This window comes from Pseudomonas sp. TKO26 (assembly GCF_003225665.1).
Lineage (GTDB): Bacteria > Pseudomonadota > Gammaproteobacteria > Pseudomonadales > Pseudomonadaceae > Aquipseudomonas > Aquipseudomonas saponiphila.
The window spans coordinates 178656-195617 of sequence record NZ_QKLN01000002.1 but is presented as its reverse complement, the minus strand read 5'-3'; the positions used below and the strand labels follow the sequence as shown (position 1 = coordinate 195617).

Sequence of the window (16962 nt, the reverse complement as noted above, 5' to 3'; positions counted from 1 at the left end):
GACATGGAATTCTTGAACGCCTTTTCCCATCTCGATTGGGCCCAGGTCCTGCACCTGACCTGGCAGCACATCACCCTGGTGGGCATCGCCGTGACCCTGGCCATAGTCATCGGCGTGCCCCTGGGCATCCTGATGACCCGCTTCCCGGCCCTGGCCGGCCCGTTGCAGGCCAGCGCCACCGTGCTGCTGACCATTCCGTCCATCGCCCTGTTCGGCCTGCTGCTGCCGTTCTACTCCAAGTTCGGCCAGGGCCTGGGACCGCTGCCGGCCATCACTGCGGTGTTCCTCTATTCCCTGCTGCCGATCATGCGCAACACCTACCTGGCGCTGACCGGTGTCGAGCCGGGCATCCGCGAAGCCGCCCGCGGCATCGGCATGACCTTCGGCCAGCGCCTGCGCATGGTCGAGCTGCCGATCGCGGTGCCAGTGATCCTCGCCGGGGTGCGCACCGCCGTGGTGATGAACATCGGCGTCATGACCATCGCCGCCACCATCGGCGCCGGCGGCCTGGGCGTACTCATTCTTGCTTCCATCAGCCGCAGCGACATGTCGATGCTGATCGTCGGCGCGGTGCTGGTCAGTCTCCTGGCCATCTTCGCCGACCTGCTTCTGCAATGGCTGCAACGCTCGCTGACTCCAAAAGGACTGCTCAAATGATCGAACTTCAAAACCTGACCAAGACCTTCCAAAGCAACGGCAAGACCATCACCGCCGTTGACTCCGTAAGCCTGACCGTCAATGAAGGCGAGATCTGCGTGTTCCTCGGGCCGTCTGGCTGCGGCAAGAGCACCACCCTGAAGATGATCAACCGCCTGATCATGCCCACCTCGGGCAAGGTGCTGATCAACGGCGAAGACACCACCGACCTCGACGAAGTGACCCTGCGCCGCAACATCGGCTACGTGATCCAGCAGATCGGCCTGTTCCCCAACATGACCATCGAGGAAAACATCGTGGTGGTGCCGCGCCTGCTGGGCTGGGACAAGCAGAAATGCCACGACCGCGCCCGCGAGCTGATGAGCATGATCAAGCTCGAACCCAAGCAGTACCTGCATCGCTACCCACGGGAACTGTCCGGTGGCCAGCAACAGCGCATCGGGGTGATTCGCGCCCTGGCGGCGGACGCCCCGCTGCTGCTGATGGACGAACCCTTCGGCGCGGTGGACCCGATCAACCGCGAGATGATCCAGAACGAGTTCTTCGAGATGCAACGGGCGCTGAACAAGACCGTGATCATGGTCAGCCACGACATCGACGAAGCCATCAAGCTGGGGGACAAGATCGCCATCTTCCGCGCCGGCAAGCTGCTGCAGATCGACCACCCGGACACCCTGCTGGCGCACCCGGCAGACGATTTCGTCAGCAACTTCGTCGGCCAGGACAGCACCCTCAAGCGCCTGTTGCTGGTGAAGGCCGAAGACGCGGCGGACAACGCCCCGTCGGTGAGCCCGGAAACCCCGGTGGCCGAAGCCCTGGACCTGATGGACGAACACGACCGCCGCCATGTGGTGGTGACCTGCGCCGAGAACAAGGCCCTGGGCTATGTACGTCGTCGCGACCTATACCGTCAGACCGGCACCTGCGCCCAGTTCCTGCGCGAATTCAACGCCACCGCCGCCTACGACGAACACCTGCGGATCCTGCTGTCGCGCATGTACGAGTTCAACCGTTCGTGGCTGCCGGTGCTGGATGCCGAACGGGTGTTCCTGGGTGAGGTGACTCAGGAATCCATCGCCGCCTACCTGAGCTCCGGGCGTTCGCGGGGAATGAAGACCAATATCGTCTCGCCGGCTGAAACAGTGGTCGCCTGATCAATAAATAGCCAACAGCCAACCTGTGGCGAGGGAGCTTGCTCCCGCTGGGCCGCGAAGCGGCCCCTCTTGGCAAACAAGAGTGGAACTGCTGCGCAGCCCGGGGGAGCAAGCCCCCTCGCCACACGGTTTTTTGCCCGCCAACGCGCCGGAAAAAAATATCAACAGCCGCCACGGTCAAAGCTGTCCGGCGACACCTTCCGAAACAGCCAAAATCCCCCTCACACCATCCTCTCGCCGCTAACGTCGCCGATGTTGACGCTTTCATACTTACCGGCCAACTAGCACGCAAAAGCAGCGAACGTGCAGGTATTTTTAACACTGGCGAATTCTTCGGGAACATCTGTCCGTCATCTGTGTCGGCTACAAAGAGAGGTGTCGTTTACGCACGTCAGACAAGTGCAAAAACGCGACATTTTTTGTTGATCTCAGGCCCCTCACCGCCTAAAGTTCGCGCCGAACGTCCATGCTGGAAACGATCCATCCGGCTCAAGTACTGACGACGAGACAGCAAGGCCAAGGGCAGATTGCCCATGGCCTTTTTGCTTTCGGCGACATGCCTTGGGAAGTAGGCGAACCAAAGTGGGGATACGGAGGACGTTCACAAGGCTGCGCCTCACGGCACAGCCTTACACCCATTGATTAGCAACGTTTGCCATCAGGAGCTCCCAACGCATGTCGATTAACGTCGAAGACTATTTTGCGCGCGAAACCTTTCAAAAAATGAAGGCCTTCGCCGACAAGCAAGAAACCCCATTCGTGGTCATCGACACCCAGATGATCGCCCAGGCCTACGATGACCTGCGCGCCGGCTTCGAATTCGCCAAGGTCTACTACGCGGTCAAGGCCAACCCGGCCGTCGAGATCATCGACCTGCTGCACGAAAAAGGCTCCAGCTTCGACATCGCCTCGATCTACGAGCTGGACAAAGTGCTGAGCCGCGGCGTCAACCCGGCCAACATCAGCTACGGCAACACCATCAAGAAGTCCAAGGACATCCGCTACTTCTATGAGAAGGGCGTGCGTCTGTATGCCACCGACTCCGAAGCCGACCTGCGCAACATCGCCAAGGCCGCCCCGGGCTCGAAAGTCTATGTGCGCATCCTCACCGAAGGCTCCACCACCGCCGACTGGCCGCTGTCGCGCAAATTCGGCTGCCAGACCGACATGGCCATGGACCTGCTGATCCTCGCCCGCGACCTGGGCCTGGTGCCTTACGGCGTGTCGTTCCACGTGGGTTCGCAACAGCGCGACATCAGTGTCTGGGACGCAGCAATCGCCAAGGTCAAGGTGATCTTCGAACGCCTGAAAGAAGAAGACGGCATCGAACTCAAGCTGATCAACATGGGTGGCGGCTTCCCGGCCAACTACATCACCCGCACCAACAGCCTGGAAACCTACGCCGAGGAAATCATCCGCTTCCTCAAGGAAGACTTCGGCGACGACCTGCCGGAAATCATCCTCGAGCCGGGCCGTTCGCTGATCGCCAACGCCGGCATCCTGGTCAGCGAAGTGGTGCTGGTGGCGCGCAAATCCCGCACCGCCGTCGAGCGCTGGGTCTACACCGACGTGGGCAAATTCTCCGGCCTGATCGAAACCATGGACGAGTCCATCAAGTTCCCGATCTGGACCGAGAAGAAAGGTGAAGTGGAAGAAGTGGTGATCGCCGGCCCAACCTGCGACAGCGCCGACATCATGTACGAGAACTACAAGTACGGCCTGCCGCTGAACCTGGCCATCGGCGACCGCCTGTACTGGCTGTCCACCGGCGCCTACACCACCAGCTACAGCGCGGTGGAATTCAACGGCTTCCCGCCGCTGAAGGCCTTCTACGTTTAAAGGCAGCTGCAAGCTGTTAGCGACAAGCTGCAAGAAAAGCCCATGACCGGTCATGGGCTTTTTAGCTAATTGACCAGCGTCAGGGTCAAGGTCGATTCGCTGCGCTCCCAGTGGCTGACCCGTGTCTGCGCAGGTGACAACACCGGCTGTATCTCCAGGCGCGCGGTCAGTGTCCGGCCCTCGACCCACTGATCCCGCGCCACCGGGGCCAACTGTTGCCCTGCGATCAACACCAGCCCCTGACCAGAACCTGCGATCGCGCCTTCCGGCGTCGATGCCCGCAATTCCTGGGCGTGGCCGTCCACCTGCACGTCCAGCAGACGAAACCGGGTGAAACCGTCTTTTCCATAGCGCATCCCCCCCTGCTCACGACCGTCCCCCTGCACGAGCAGCTTGATGGCCCGGGCGTAGGGGCAGACAACGCTCAGACTCAGTGAGCGGATGCCAGGGCTCAGGCCCTGGCCCGGAATTTCCTGCAACTGCCCACGCGACATCACGCCAAAATCCACTACCGGATGACTGATCGTCATCGTGCAACGCGGGTCGGACGGCAACGGCGACGGCACCTGGCCTTGCTCGCCAGGCAAGGGCCCCAAGACTGTGGCATGGGCATAACCCGCAGCCATCAATAACCCCAGCGCCCATCGGCAAGCCAACACACTCATCCCCTTCTCCTTAACGGCACACTGCCGCTGCATTCTCATAAAAGCCCGACGCCTCGCCCCTCTCCGGCAGATCCATGGCCATCGTGCACAGGGTCTTGCCGGAGCTTTGCACCTCCAGCGCCATGCCCGGGCTTGCGTCCGGCACAAAGACACTGCCGTTCTGACCGACGACGGTCACCAGCTGTCCGGCCTCATCAAATACGCTGGCGCCATGGGGCACGGGCTGGCCGTTGTCCATGCTCGCCGCGACCAACACACGCCGCGTGCGCATCACCTCAAAATCCAAGCGGCCGATGGCGCCTTGGGCCATTTCGGTTTCCTGCCAGGCATTGCCGATATCGACGTTCTTGGCCAGGCTGCGGGTATCCACCTGGATGCTCGAACGACGGTAGCCATTGAGCGTCGGCAGCACCGCATAGCCCCGAGCGTCCGTCCACACGGGTCCCGAGGGTGTATCCAGCCGCACGCCCGGCTCCTCTCCCACCCGCGCAATGCCGAAGGTGTTGGCAACGCGGTAGGGCGACAGGGTCAATCCGTCTTCATGGAGCACCGCTGCGCCGCTGGCACGTACCGACCAGTTGCTGTAGTTGTCGCTGTCGCGGCCGAGGTTGATGCCGAGCTGGCTGACCGGGGTCACGACATCCAGGTTGCCGCCGACTGAGGTGCGGCGAGCGTTCAGGTCGCGATCACTGCTCAGACTCCACCCCCAGTCTTGGTGGGTACGGTCGTGGTAGCGAGCGCCGGCCCGGGTACTGCGGTTGACCCTACTCATATAGCTATGGAGATCGCGCCCTGCCCCCAGAGGCATGCTCAACGTAACGTGCAGGCGCTGATCCGACTGACCGCCAAAAGAACCGCTATTGCGCTCAAGGCTGACCCCCAGGTAGCCGTCGCCCAGCGGACGACTCCAACTGCTACGCAAATAATCACTGCGGCTCTGACCAGAAGTGGCGCGCGCCCAAGATAGGGAAAAACGGCCCAGGTCACCTGCCGACCAACTGACGCCGCTGCCCCACTGAAAACGGCCACGGCTGCCCACATCGCTTTCCGGGCCACGCTGCAAGGCATCGCTCAACTCGCGGTATCCGGCGCCGTACTGGCTGGCATTGAAGTTGATGCCCACCTGCTCGCTCAAGCTGTGGTTCAGCGTGGCCGACAGCAGCGTGCCACTGTTGCCATGCTCCACATCTTGAGCCAGGGAGGTCTGCAGGCCGAGGTGAGTCGGGCTCAGCAATTGGCTGTCCAGGCTCATTGATGCGGCGCGATAAGAGGTTGCGCCCAACACCCCGGCATTGAGGCTGGCGTACGGCGTCAACTGCCATCCCGTGGCTACCGTTCCTACTAAGGGGGACGCTCCATCCTGCTGGTCGAGCCGGCCAAGGCCGAACGAAAAGCCCGGCGCAACCAACGGCGAGCGCATCTGCAACAGGGAGGCCGGAACAGTAAACTGCTGCACCTGTCGATCGCTGCCCGTCAACGTGACCAGCAGATCGGAGCGGGTATTGAGCAAAGAAAACCCCTGCAAACGGAAAGGACCCGGCAACACCACAGTGCTATACACCAGCACGCCGGATTGACGAACCTCGACCACGGACTGTGTCTGCGCCACGCCCTCCACCAGGCCCGCGCCGCCCTCAGCGCTGGTCAGCGCCAACTCGGGGAACATCTGGAAACCCAGCACCTGACCCGTCCCGAACAGCGAGTTGGATAGGCTGACCTGACCGACCTGCAGCACTTTTTTAATCCCGGCAAAGCTACGCTGCGCATAGGCATTCTGATGGCTGATCTGATCCAGGCCATTGGAGCGGCTGAAGGTTTGGCGGCTACGCATGATCCAGTCACCGGCATTCATCCCCGCCTCGGTGCCGACTTGAGCAAAGCTGATCGCCCCGGCGCCTCCTGAAGACGTCATGTATTGGCTGTCATAGTTGAGCATCCCGGCCATGCCGCCGTGCTGCCAGTTGCCCGTCTCAGCGCTTGATGTACTGAGCGCCTCGGGGGGCACGACCAGGCTGAGCTTGCCCTCGCCCGGATCGGATAGCACTTGAGCCTCAGGCCAGGCGCGCAGCAGGTCGAAGCAGGCGATGCTCTGGGCATATCCGGGGGGCGACACCAGCCCGGCCTGACGTTGAAAGTCCCGGTTGGCACACAAGGCTCCCTCAGCATCGAAGCGTGCTTTGATCCGCCCCCGACTACTGCCGTTCACCGTCAGCACCACGCTGCTATCACCCGGCATGAAGCGCGGTGCATGACGAAACAGCTCGGAGATGCTGGCGTCCACCCCATGCACGCCGAGTAATCCGGTATCGAAGCTGAGATTGTCATAGTCGTCTTTGGCAGTGACGGCTCCGGCGGTGTTGATGCAGCCGGCGGCCCACGACACTAGGGAGATGCAACACAAAAGCCTGAAATGTTGAACGGTCACTTTATAGCGTCAACGGCGCTTCATAGCTGTCAACGGTAAAGCCCCAAGTGGTGGCCGGCGAAATGCGCACCGCGCCCGGCGTGCCGGTGGCGCCCTGCTTTTGAGCCTCCAGCGTCAGTTGCTGACCCGGCAACACGTAGCTGTGTGGCAACTGCCAGGTTGAGCCGTCTGGCAGGGTGCTCACACCTTGGCCGAGGCGAACCACATAGGGCGAAGGGTTGTTGACGCTCAGCACACCGGCCTTGAAGGACCAGACCAAGCGTTTCCACGGTGCTTCATCACGCGCCAGCCCCGCGGGACGAATGAGAACGGGCAGATTCTGGCGCACGTTCATGCGCATCAGACTCTCGCCCTTTTTCTGCGGGGGCACGCCTTCAAAGACCACGCGCTTGAGGCGCTCGGTTTTAAGCGGTGCCTGGCTGGTGAGCATGAAGCGCACACGCTGGGACTTGTCGGGCTCCACCCTGGCCGCCGGCGGCGTGACGCTCAGCAGCGCCTCTTTGTCCTCATCGATATCCAACAAGGAGGTCAACAGAAGAACCGGAAAGGCATCGGTGTTTTTCAGGTTGATGGCGCCTTCGCCATCACTTTCCTCAACGATAACCACTGAAGATTCGGGCAGAACGCCCGTGGCCTGGGCAGCGGCCGACACCAGCCACAGCGCGGTGCCTATGGCCGCGTAAAAAGCAGATAGGTTCATGCGTAGATCGTCCACATCGAGTATCACGATAACGGTCAAACACGACCGAAAAGAGACCGGGCGCAGAGGCCCGGTCGAGAGGACAGTTACAGGTAGACCAGCTCCAGGGTCGCCAGGCCGTCCAGCTGGATAGGCTTGGAAAGATCGAGTTCGGAGGCCTTGTTGATGTATGCCTGCGCGCTAATCGTGCCGCTCAGTGTGGTGAAGCTGACCGGCTGATTGCCGCCTGTGGTCCAGGACTGCATGGATCCATGGACTAAGTTGCCATCGACCGAGCCCCAAGTCTTGTCGTCATGCTGACGAATGGTTAGAACAGCAGTTCCATCAGCCGTCACATCGTTCAAAAACAGGTTATATCCACCTATCGCCTTACCGTTAGCCAGGCCCAAGCCAAACGCTGAACCAAGATCGCCAGGAGCATAAGCGATGTCCTGGGGACTCTGAAGCATCGCATCAAGCGCGGTTCCAGGACGGCCAGTCCGAGAGACAAGGGCAACCTTGGTGGGTGCGCTGCAGGTGATGGCTAACTGAACTTGTTTCTTGTCCAGGATGGTGTAGTCACTGGTTTTAAGAGACTGAGGAGTGATGATGCCGTAGTCCAGAGTACCCCCACCAGCCAGGCTAGGTTTACACGCAGAAGGCTGAATAGAACCGATAACTCTTACATCGACACTATCAGCCATAACAGCACCAGAAGTGGCTGCCAGAACAGCCAGCGCACAGGTAGTTTTTTTAATTGCCTTGATCATTGTAGTTCTCTTTCCGTAAATGCCCGACAAGCAGAATTGCCTAGGACACAGTGATAGATATTGCACAGAGCTCTGCTGTTTACTTCCATGTATCAGGTGATACGGGGCGCATCCTACTCCAAACATTTACTTGGATACGAGCGGCCAGAACGCTTTTAAGAATCACCTGAAAACTGAACAAGACAGCCATATCCGTTACCTCTTGCATCCCTCAAAGCAGAAGGTCTGCAGCATGTTATGCAGGGATAAAGAGCGCGAGACAGAATCATCAAAAACCTCGAAAAGCCGCGTACCTGATGGGCTACGGCATAAAATCCGTATTGAAACATGGAGTTTACTGAGCCGCACTTTCTGCTCATCACTCCTAGGTACGACGATCGTGCTAAGTTAAAAGCACGGGGATACCTACTTGCCGGAATCGGCAAAGAGACCCAACTTGCTTAATGAGTAAACATACTTACCAAACATACCAGCACACGAAACGAACAAACTCTCGCATTGAGCCCCACAACCTCTAGCTCACCCCTGGAACAACAACAAAAAAATGAAACGAACATTTGAAAACCTACAACTATTTCGATAACCAATAACAACATAAAATATCGTCTGAAGACCTTTTCAACGTCACGAATATTTAATTCATTTATCTAAAAGCCCGACAAACCGACTCAACTTCGACATCACGGAGCGATAGTTCACATGTCTAAACCAGCCGCCTCATTCGTATTAACGCTAGCCGACCAGGCCACATTACAAGGCTGGTCACGAATGGGTTCATTGGCCCAGCGTCTGGGAATGCGGGCCAAAATCCTGCTGTTGTTGGCTGATGGATTAACGCCCAAAGAAGTCAGCCAGCAACTCAGGGTCTCGGCGCCCATGGTGTTCAAATGGCGAAAGCGCTATCTGGAGGCCGGCCTTGAGGGTTTGAATGATCTGCCGCGAAGTGGTCAGCCCCGAAAGCTCAGCACTCAAAAAACCAGGGAGATTCTCACCTTGACCACCCAGCGCGTGCCTCGCGAGGCCGCGCACTGGAGCGTGCGCCTGATGGCCAAATACGCCGCCGTCACGACTTGGCAGGTGCGCCAGGTCTGGGCGGCTTCGGATCTGGAGCCCCATCGCTTGAAGACATTCAACATCAGCCAGAACCCGCACTTTGCCAACAGGGTCGTCGATATCGTCGGGCTTTACCTGAGCCCGCCAGACAACGCCATTGTGCTTTCAGTCGATAAGAAGTCGCAGATCCGTCCCCTGAGCCGCACGCAGACGATGCGCCCGCCTTGCCCTCAACTTGGGCGACGCTCGCCGGATAACAAGCGTCGCTTGTATGCCGTATTCGACCTCCTGACAGGCCAGGTGAACGATCGCCCCAGCCAACGCTACCGGAGCAAAGAACTGTTGGTTTTTCTGCGGCACATCGAGCGCTCCACGCCTGCGACGCTTGACCTGCATGTCGTCCTGGACAACGGCTCGATACACAAAACCCCAGCCATCAAGCACTGGCTGGAAAAGTATCCGCGTTTCAGGCTGCACGTCGCGCCGACCAGTGCCACGTGGCTCAACGCCGCGGAGGGCTGGATCTCGCAGTTGGAAAAACGCGTACCGTGCCGCACGGCCCTCACCAGCCTGGCCGAACTGGAGGCGGCTATTGGTCAGTTTGTCGACACTCACGATGAGCGTTCAGCCACGCCATTTCAGTGGCACAAAATGGCAGGGCCAACCAGCCGCGCGGTAAACCACGCCACACCGAGAGACCAAAAAGAATGAGCTGCCGGATTAACCGCTCGCAGGGCCATGCATTACTCGCCACCAACACGGCGCCGTAATCGCTGCTGCCCTGCCCCGGCGGCAGCGGACAATCAATTGCCTGAGTGCGGTCACGCAAAATGCTCATCGCCAGGATCGATTCAACGTGCGCCCGTTGTGCGCCTCTAGACCGGGCAGGCGGCAAGCCGCTGAATATCCTGCTCATCCCCCAGCTCCGCCGCCCGTCGATGATAGGCCTGGGCCAATTGGCGAATCTCGGGATGCCGGGCATCGAGCAAGGCAACACGGGCCACTCGCAGGAAATTCAGATTGCCGCCCGCCAGGGCCTGTTTCAGCCAATCCACCGCCTCGTCGATCCGCCCGGCATCGGCCAGTACCGCGGCATAGCTGAACTGTCCACGGAAATCTCCGCCCTCGGCTGAACGCCGATACCAGTCCCGCGCGGCTTCGGGGTCGGCCGGGCACACCAGCCCTTCCTCCAGGTAACGCCCCAGCAGGTTCATCGATTTGGCATGGCCAAGGTCCGCCGCGCGGCGGTAGCAGGCCAGGGCCAGGGCATGGTTCTGCACCACGCCACGGCCGGTGGCCAACAGGTTGGCGTAGTTGTACAGGCCCCAATCCAGCCCCGCTTCGGCGGCCAATCGATAGTGCCCGGCAGCGCGGGCGGCATCCGCCGGGCAGCCCCAGCCGTGTTCATGGCAGCGCCCGAGCATGTTGCGGGCCATCAGATGACCTCCTTGGGCGGCGATCTCGAACCAGCGCAAGGCCAGGGCCTGATCCTGCTGGATGCCGTGGCCGTCGAGGAGGATCTGCCCCAGCAGCGCCTGGGCTTCCACCAGGCCCTCGCCAGCGGCCACCAGGATCGCCTGGGCGGCGCGAGTCGGGCTCTCTTCGAGCATGGCGCTCAGTTGCGCGCCATCGAGGACTTCCTCGCGGCGAAGTTGAAAAGTCACGGCTTACACCTCGACCCAGCGACGCAGCAGGTTGTGGTAGCTGCCCGTCAGGCGGATCAATGAAGGGTGCTCGGGCACATCCCGGGTCAGTTCCTGGATCGCCCCGTCCATCTCGAACAGCAAGGCGCGCTGGCTGTCCTCGCGCACCAGGCTCTGGGTCCAGAAGAACGAGGCGTAGCGGGCGCCGCGGGTCACCGGGTTGACCTTGTGCAGGCTGGTGCCGGGGTACAGCACCAGGTCCCCCGCCGGCAGCTTGACCCGCTGCAGGCCATAGGTGTCCTGAATCTCCAGCTCGCCGCCGTCATAGTCCTCGGGGTCGCTGAAGAACAGGGTCGAAGACAGATCGGTGCGCACCCGCTCCGGGCTGCCCTTGGGCTGGCGCACGGCGTTGTCGATATGGAAGTCGAAACTGCCGCCGGCGGTGTAGCAGTTGATCAGCGGCGGGAACACCTTGTGCGGCAGGGCGGCGGACATGAACAGCGGGTTCTGCCACAAGCGTTCGAGCATCGCCGCACCGATTTCCTGAGCCAGCGGGTGGCCCTCGGGCAGTTGCAGGTTGTGCTTGGCCTTGGCCGACTGGTAACCGGCGGTGATCTTGCCATCCGCCCAGTCCGCCTGTTCCAGGGCTTCACGGATGCGCCCCACTTCATCACGGGTGAACACGCCGGGGATGTGCAGCAACATGGCCAGGTACCTGAGCAGCGAAAGGTCGTCAATGATATTGATTCTTATTGACTGTGTAAAACCCGGTGACGAATGAGCAGGTAAAAACCGTAAGGATAAATTGTAAAGATTGTAAATTCAGTGCGAATAGTAACGTTTCGCAATTGATAACGATTGTTTCTTTCCCCTATATTCCGCGACCTCAAATCCTTGGGGAGGGGAACCACCATGTCACGCCAACAACCACCATCCGCTGTCAGCTCACCGCGCCTGCTGGCCTCCGCCATTGGCGTAGCGCTCAGCGCCGGCTCTGCGGGCCATATGGTCCAGGCTGCTGAAGACACCCAGCAAAAGACCGCGGGCAAGGCCATTGCCCTGGATGCCACCAGCATTAGCGGTGAGGCCCAGGAGCAGACGTCTTACAAGGTCGACACCTCCTCGTCGAAAAAATACACCGCCCCGCTTCGGGAAACGCCGAAAAGCGTGACGGTGATTCCCCAGCAAGTGATGCGCGACACTGCCGCCACCAGCCTGGTGGATGCCCTGCGCACCACACCCGGGATTACCTTTGGCGCCGGTGAAGGCGGCAACCCGGCCGGTGACCGCCCGATCATTCGCGGCTTCAACGCCGAAAGCGACGTGTTCATCGACGGCATGCGCGACCCCGCTTCGCAAAGCCGGGAAATCTTCAACGTCGAATCCATCGAAGTCAGCAAGGGCCCTGGCTCGGCCTTTACCGGTGCTGGTTCCACCGGTGGCAGCCTGAACCTGATCTCCAAGACCGCCAAGCTGGGCAATTCCTACAACGGGGGGTTCACCTGGGGCTCGGACCAGACCAAACGCACTACCCTGGACCTCAACCAGCAGATGACCGACACCTCGGCCTTCCGCCTGAACCTGATGAAGCACGAGGCCAACGTGGCCGGTCGCGACGCCGTGGAAGTCAGCCGCTGGGGCGTGGCGCCCTCCTTCGCCTTCGGCCTGGGCACCGACACTCGGGTCACCGTGGGCTACTACCACCTCAACACCGACGACATCCCGGACTACGGCATCCCGTTGACCAACAGTGGCACCCGCCGCAGCAAGTACAACGTCGACAAACCGGTCAGCGTCAATCGTGACAACTTCTACGGCCTCACCGGCCGCGACTACCGCAAGACCAGCGAAGACAGCGGCACGATCAAGATCGAACACGACCTGAACGACAACCTGACCCTGTCCAACAGCTTCCGCCTGTCGCGCTCGACCCTGGACTACGTCGTCACCAACCCGGACGACAGCCGTGGCAACGTGGCCAACGGCACCGTCTATCGCAGCCCGAAAAGCCGCAACTCGACCTCCAAGGGCTGGACCAACCAGACCGACCTGAGCGCCAAGTTCGACACCGGCTTCATCGAGCACAGCCTGGTGACCGGTATCGAGTTCTCCTACGTGGATACCCACAACCGTGCCTACGACGTTACCTCGGCGGTCAGCGGCAGCACCTGTAACGCGGCCCTGATCGCCAATGGCGACTGCACCAGCCTCAACAACCCGACACCGGGCGCCGGCTGGAACGGCACCATCAAGGACAGCGCGGCCTACACCGATACCGACACCAAGACCGCTGCGGCCTACGTGTTCGACACCCTGAAGTTCAACGAGCAATGGTCGTTGAACCTGGGCCTGCGCTTTGATGACTACCAGACCCGCTCCAGTGGCTACGCCACCCGTGCCCCGGTGGGCGAGTTCGCCCGCGAAAACAACTCGCAGTTGTGGAACTACCAGATCGGCGTGGTCTACAAACCGCTGCCCAACGGCAGCGTCTACGCGGCCTACTCCACCTCCAGCAACCCGGCGGGCGAAACCAGCGGTAACGGCGGCCTGGACCTGGCGGCGAACAACAGCAGCCTGGACCCGGAAAAGAACCGCAACTATGAAGTGGGCACCAAGTGGGACTTCTTCGATGACGACCTGTCGTTGACCGCGGCCCTGTTCCGTACCGAGAAAACCAACGCGCGGATCAACGACCCGGATGGCGGCGCCACCCAGGTGCTGGACGGTGAGCAACGGGTCAACGGCCTGGAACTGACCTACAGCGGCAAGCTGACCCGCAACTGGAAGGTCTACGGCGGCTACACCTACATGGAAAGCGAAGTGGTCAAAACCACCCTGGCGGTGGACGAGGGCAACCACACCCCGAGCACGCCACGGAACAACTTCACCCTGTGGTCGACTTATGACCTGATCCCGGAACGCCTCACCGTCGGCGCCGGCGCCACCTTCGTCGATTCGCAGTTCGGCAACATCGCCAACTCGGTGGAGATCCCGTCCTACTGGCGCTACGACGCCATGGCCAGTTACAAGCTGACCAAGAACGTCGACCTGCAGCTCAACGTGCAGAACCTGACCGACAAGCGTTACTTCGACCAGGTGTTCCAGACCCACTACGCCCACGTTGCCGCCGGCCGTACCGCGCTGATGAGTGCCAACTTCCACTTCTGATCCCGCACGACACCCACCTGTGGCCCCGGCCACGGGCGCAAAAGCCCCACGCATCCGAGTGCCTGGGGCTTTTGCGTGTAAAAACGAATGCTTCTCGACAACACACGGCATAATGCGCGCCGTGTTTTCTCTCTCTGGACGAACAAGGCGAGTGACGTGTTGAAGAAAACCCTGTTCCAGCTGCACTGGTTCTTCGGCATCAGCGCGGGGCTGGTCCTGGCCCTGATGGGCATCACCGGGGCGACAGTGTCGTTCCAGGACGAGATCCTGCGCGCCCTCAATCCTTCGGCGCTGCAAGTCGACCCGCTCCCGGCCGGGGTGCTGCCGCCCGCCGAACTGGTGGACAAAATCCAGGCCGCCGCAGGCAAGAACGTGTCCATGCTCTGGGTGGAAACCGACAGCGACAACGCTGCGCGGGTATTCTTCACCCCGCCGCCGGGGGAGCGTCGCGGCCAGATGCGCTACTTCGATCCGTACACCGGCGAGCTCCTGGGTGACGCGGTCGGCCAGGACTTCTTCGGCTTCATGCTGCAACTGCACCGCTTCCTGGCCATCGGCGACACCGGCCGGCAGATCACCGGTGCCTGCACCCTGATCCTGATCTTCTTCTGCCTGTCCGGGCTGTACCTGCGCTGGCCGCGCCAGGTTGGCAACTGGCGAGTATGGCTGACCCTGGACTGGGCCAAGAAAGGCCGCGGCTTCAACTGGGACCTGCACGCGGTGTTCGGCACCTGGTGCCTGCTGTTCTACCTGCTGTTCGCCCTCACCGGCCTGTACTGGTCCTACGACTGGTATCGGGAAGGCCTGACCAAGCTGCTCTCCGACTCGCCACACAGTGAACGCCAGCGCGGTGGGCGCGGTGGCCCGCCGCCCAAGGGTCCGGCCCCGGTGGCGGACTACAACGCCCTGTGGAGCAGCATCTACAGCGCCGCCGGCAAGGACCTCAGCGCCTACAACATCCGCATGCCGCCGGTGGCCGGGCAGCCGGCGACGGTGTTCTACCTGCTTAAAGGTTCACCCCACGATCGCGCCCTGAACCAGCTGACCCTGGACCCCGTCACCGGGGTCATCAGCCGTCATGAGCGTTATGCCGAACAGAGCCTCAAGGCGCAGCTGCTCACCAGCGTCTACGCCTTGCACGTGGGCAGCTACTTCGGCCTGATCGGGCGCATCGTCCTGACCCTGGCCTCACTGAGCATGCCGCTGTTCTTCATCACCGGCTGGCTGCTGTACCTGGATCGCCGGCGCAAGAAGCGCCAGATCAAGGACGCACGCCAGGGCCTGGAAAGTGCCGCCAACGATGGTTCGGCGTGGCTGATCGGCTTCGCCAGCCAGAGCGGTTTTGCCGAACAACTGGCCTGGCAGACCGCCGGGCAACTGCAAAGCGCGGGGATCGCCGCCCGCGTCCTGCCCCTGGGCAACCTCGGTGAACAGGACTTGCGTAGTGCCCAGCGTGCGCTGTTCGTGGTCAGCACCTTTGGCGACGGCGAAGCCCCGGACAGTGCCCGCGGCTTCGAGCGCAAACTGCTGGGCCGCGAGCTGTCGCTGCCGAGCCTGGAATACGCCGTGCTTGGCCTGGGCGACCGCCAGTACCCGCACTTCTGCGGTTTTGCCCGGCGCCTGCACGACTGGCTGGCGAACCAGGGCGCCAGCACCCTGTTCGCCCCCATCGAAGTGGACAGCGGCGACAGCTACGCCCTGCGTCATTGGCAGCAGCAACTGGGGCAACTCACCGGCCATGCGCCGGTGGACCTGTGGCAGGCCCCGGCCTTCGACAACTGGACCTTGACCAGCCGCCGCCTGCTCAACCCCGAGAGCAGCGGCTCCGGGGTCTACCTGCTGCAACTGCAGGCCCCTAGCGCCAGCGGCTGGCTGGCCGGGGATCTGGTGGAAGTGATGCCGCGCAACAGCCGTGGCGCGGTGGCGGATTTCCTCGTGGGCCTGGGCCTCTCCGGCAGCACCCCGGTGCAACTGGATGGCCTGCAGGAAAGCCTCGAACAAGCCCTGGGCAGCCGCCAGCTCCCGGAAAACCGCGCCCATCTGATCGGCCTGCACGCCCAGGCCCTGGTGGACGCCCTGGTGCCCTTGAACATGCGCGAATACTCCATCGCCTCGATTGCCGCCGATGGTTGCCTGGAGTTGCTGGTACGTCAGGAATGCCACCCCGACGGCAGCCTGGGCATTGGTTCCGGCTGGCTCACCGAACATGTCGCGGTGGGTTCGAGCATCAGCCTGCGGGTGCGGCGCAACAGCGGCTTCCACCTGCCGGCCGAACCTCGCCCACTGATTCTGCTGGGCAACGGCACCGGGTTGGCGGGCCTGCGCAGCTTGCTCAAGGCACGCATCGCCGACGGCCAGCAACGCAACTGGCTGATCTTTGGCGAGCGCAACGCCGAGCATGATTTCTACTTCAAGGACGAACTGCAGGAATGGCGCACCCGTGGCGACCTGAGCCGCCTGGACCTGGCGTTCTCCCGGGACCAGGCCGAGAAGATCTACGTCCAGGACCGCCTGCGCCAAGCGGCCGACGAACTGAAGAAATGGCTGGCCGATGGCGCCGCGATCTACATCTGCGGCAGCTTGCAGGGCATGGCTTCGGGGGTCGACCAGGTGCTCGACGAGGTACTGGGCGCCGACCAGGTCGAACGCCTGATCGAACAGGGACGCTACCGCCGCGACGTCTACTGACAAAACCGCTGGCGCAGGGCGCTCTGTGCTGCAGGCGGCCTGCGAGCGCCAGCGTCGAAGGGCTGAAAAAAGGACTGTGGCGAGGGAGCTTGCTCCCGCTCGGCTGCGCAGCGGCCGTAACCCCTGAGTGCGAGGTCTGTCTGACAGGTTGCGATGGCTGGCCTTGGGCGCGCTGCGCGCGCCAGCGGGAGCAAGCTCCCTCGCCACAAGTCAGCAGCCTG

General features: G+C 61.7%; 12 protein-coding genes. 6 read left to right on the top strand and 6 right to left on the bottom strand.

The genetic code is table 11. The annotated features are described in order from the left end of the window. Window positions 1-3: 3 nt before the first annotated feature. From DNK59_RS04085 to DNK59_RS04075, 3 genes are all read left to right on the top strand, one after another. A complete protein-coding gene (locus DNK59_RS04085) occupies window positions 4-657 on the top strand; it encodes an ABC transporter permease (RefSeq protein ID WP_110722362.1) in 654 nt (217 codons plus the stop codon). After that, a complete protein-coding gene (locus DNK59_RS04080) occupies window positions 654-1811 on the top strand; it encodes a betaine/proline/choline family ABC transporter ATP-binding protein (protein ID WP_110722361.1) in 1158 nt (385 codons plus the stop codon). The genes DNK59_RS04085 and DNK59_RS04080 overlap by 4 nt, the downstream gene beginning before the upstream one ends. A 675-nt stretch (window positions 1812-2486) precedes the next feature. Further along, window positions 2487-3650, top strand: coding sequence for a type III PLP-dependent enzyme (locus tag DNK59_RS04075; protein ID WP_103740907.1), 1164 nt, complete (start codon window positions 2487-2489; stop codon window positions 3648-3650). A 65-nt stretch (window positions 3651-3715) separates the two neighbouring features. Here DNK59_RS04075 and DNK59_RS04070 read toward each other — a convergent pair whose 3' ends face one another. From DNK59_RS04070 to DNK59_RS04055, 4 genes are all read right to left on the bottom strand, one after another. Continuing rightward, window positions 3716-4315, bottom strand: coding sequence for a fimbrial protein (locus DNK59_RS04070; RefSeq protein WP_256596291.1), 600 nt, complete (start codon window positions 4313-4315; stop codon window positions 3716-3718). 10 nt (window positions 4316-4325) lie between these two features. Next, complete coding sequence (locus DNK59_RS04065; protein ID WP_256596290.1) at window positions 4326-6698, bottom strand: fimbria/pilus outer membrane usher protein; 2373 nt, start codon at window positions 6696-6698, stop codon at window positions 4326-4328. A 43-nt stretch (window positions 6699-6741) separates the two neighbouring features. Beyond that, window positions 6742-7440, bottom strand: a complete 699-nt coding sequence (locus tag DNK59_RS04060) for a fimbria/pilus chaperone family protein (RefSeq protein WP_110722359.1) — start codon at window positions 7438-7440, stop codon at window positions 6742-6744. A gap of 86 nt (window positions 7441-7526) precedes the next feature. Then, entirely contained in the window at window positions 7527-8189 is a 663-nt protein-coding gene (locus tag DNK59_RS04055) for a DUF1120 domain-containing protein (RefSeq protein WP_110722358.1), read from the bottom strand. A gap of 699 nt (window positions 8190-8888) precedes the next feature. Between DNK59_RS04055 and DNK59_RS04050 the strand changes: the two genes are divergently transcribed. Further along, window positions 8889-9953, top strand: a complete 1065-nt coding sequence (locus tag DNK59_RS04050; protein WP_110722357.1) for an IS630 family transposase — start codon at window positions 8889-8891, stop codon at window positions 9951-9953. A gap of 164 nt (window positions 9954-10117) precedes the next feature. Here the strand turns inward: DNK59_RS04050 and DNK59_RS04045 are convergent, their stop codons facing one another. Beyond that, window positions 10118-10906: a tetratricopeptide repeat protein gene (locus DNK59_RS04045; protein ID WP_110722356.1), complete on the bottom strand. Its 789-nt coding sequence runs from the start codon at window positions 10904-10906 to the stop codon at window positions 10118-10120. Window positions 10907-10909: 3 nt separating this feature from the next. Continuing rightward, complete coding sequence (locus tag DNK59_RS04040; RefSeq protein WP_110722355.1) at window positions 10910-11590, bottom strand: Fe2+-dependent dioxygenase; 681 nt, start codon at window positions 11588-11590, stop codon at window positions 10910-10912. A gap of 207 nt (window positions 11591-11797) precedes the next feature. Here DNK59_RS04040 and DNK59_RS04035 point away from each other — a divergent pair, with 207 nt between their 5' ends. Together DNK59_RS04035 and DNK59_RS04030 are read left to right on the top strand one after the other, a co-directional pair. Beyond that, the gene (locus DNK59_RS04035) at window positions 11798-14053 is read left to right on the top strand and encodes a TonB-dependent siderophore receptor (RefSeq protein ID WP_110722354.1); all 2256 of its coding nucleotides are present in this window, start codon (window positions 11798-11800) and stop codon (window positions 14051-14053) included. 156 nt (window positions 14054-14209) lie between these two features. Next, window positions 14210-16741, top strand: a complete 2532-nt coding sequence (locus tag DNK59_RS04030) for a sulfite reductase flavoprotein subunit alpha (protein ID WP_110722353.1) — start codon at window positions 14210-14212, stop codon at window positions 16739-16741. Window positions 16742-16962 lie beyond the last annotated feature (221 nt).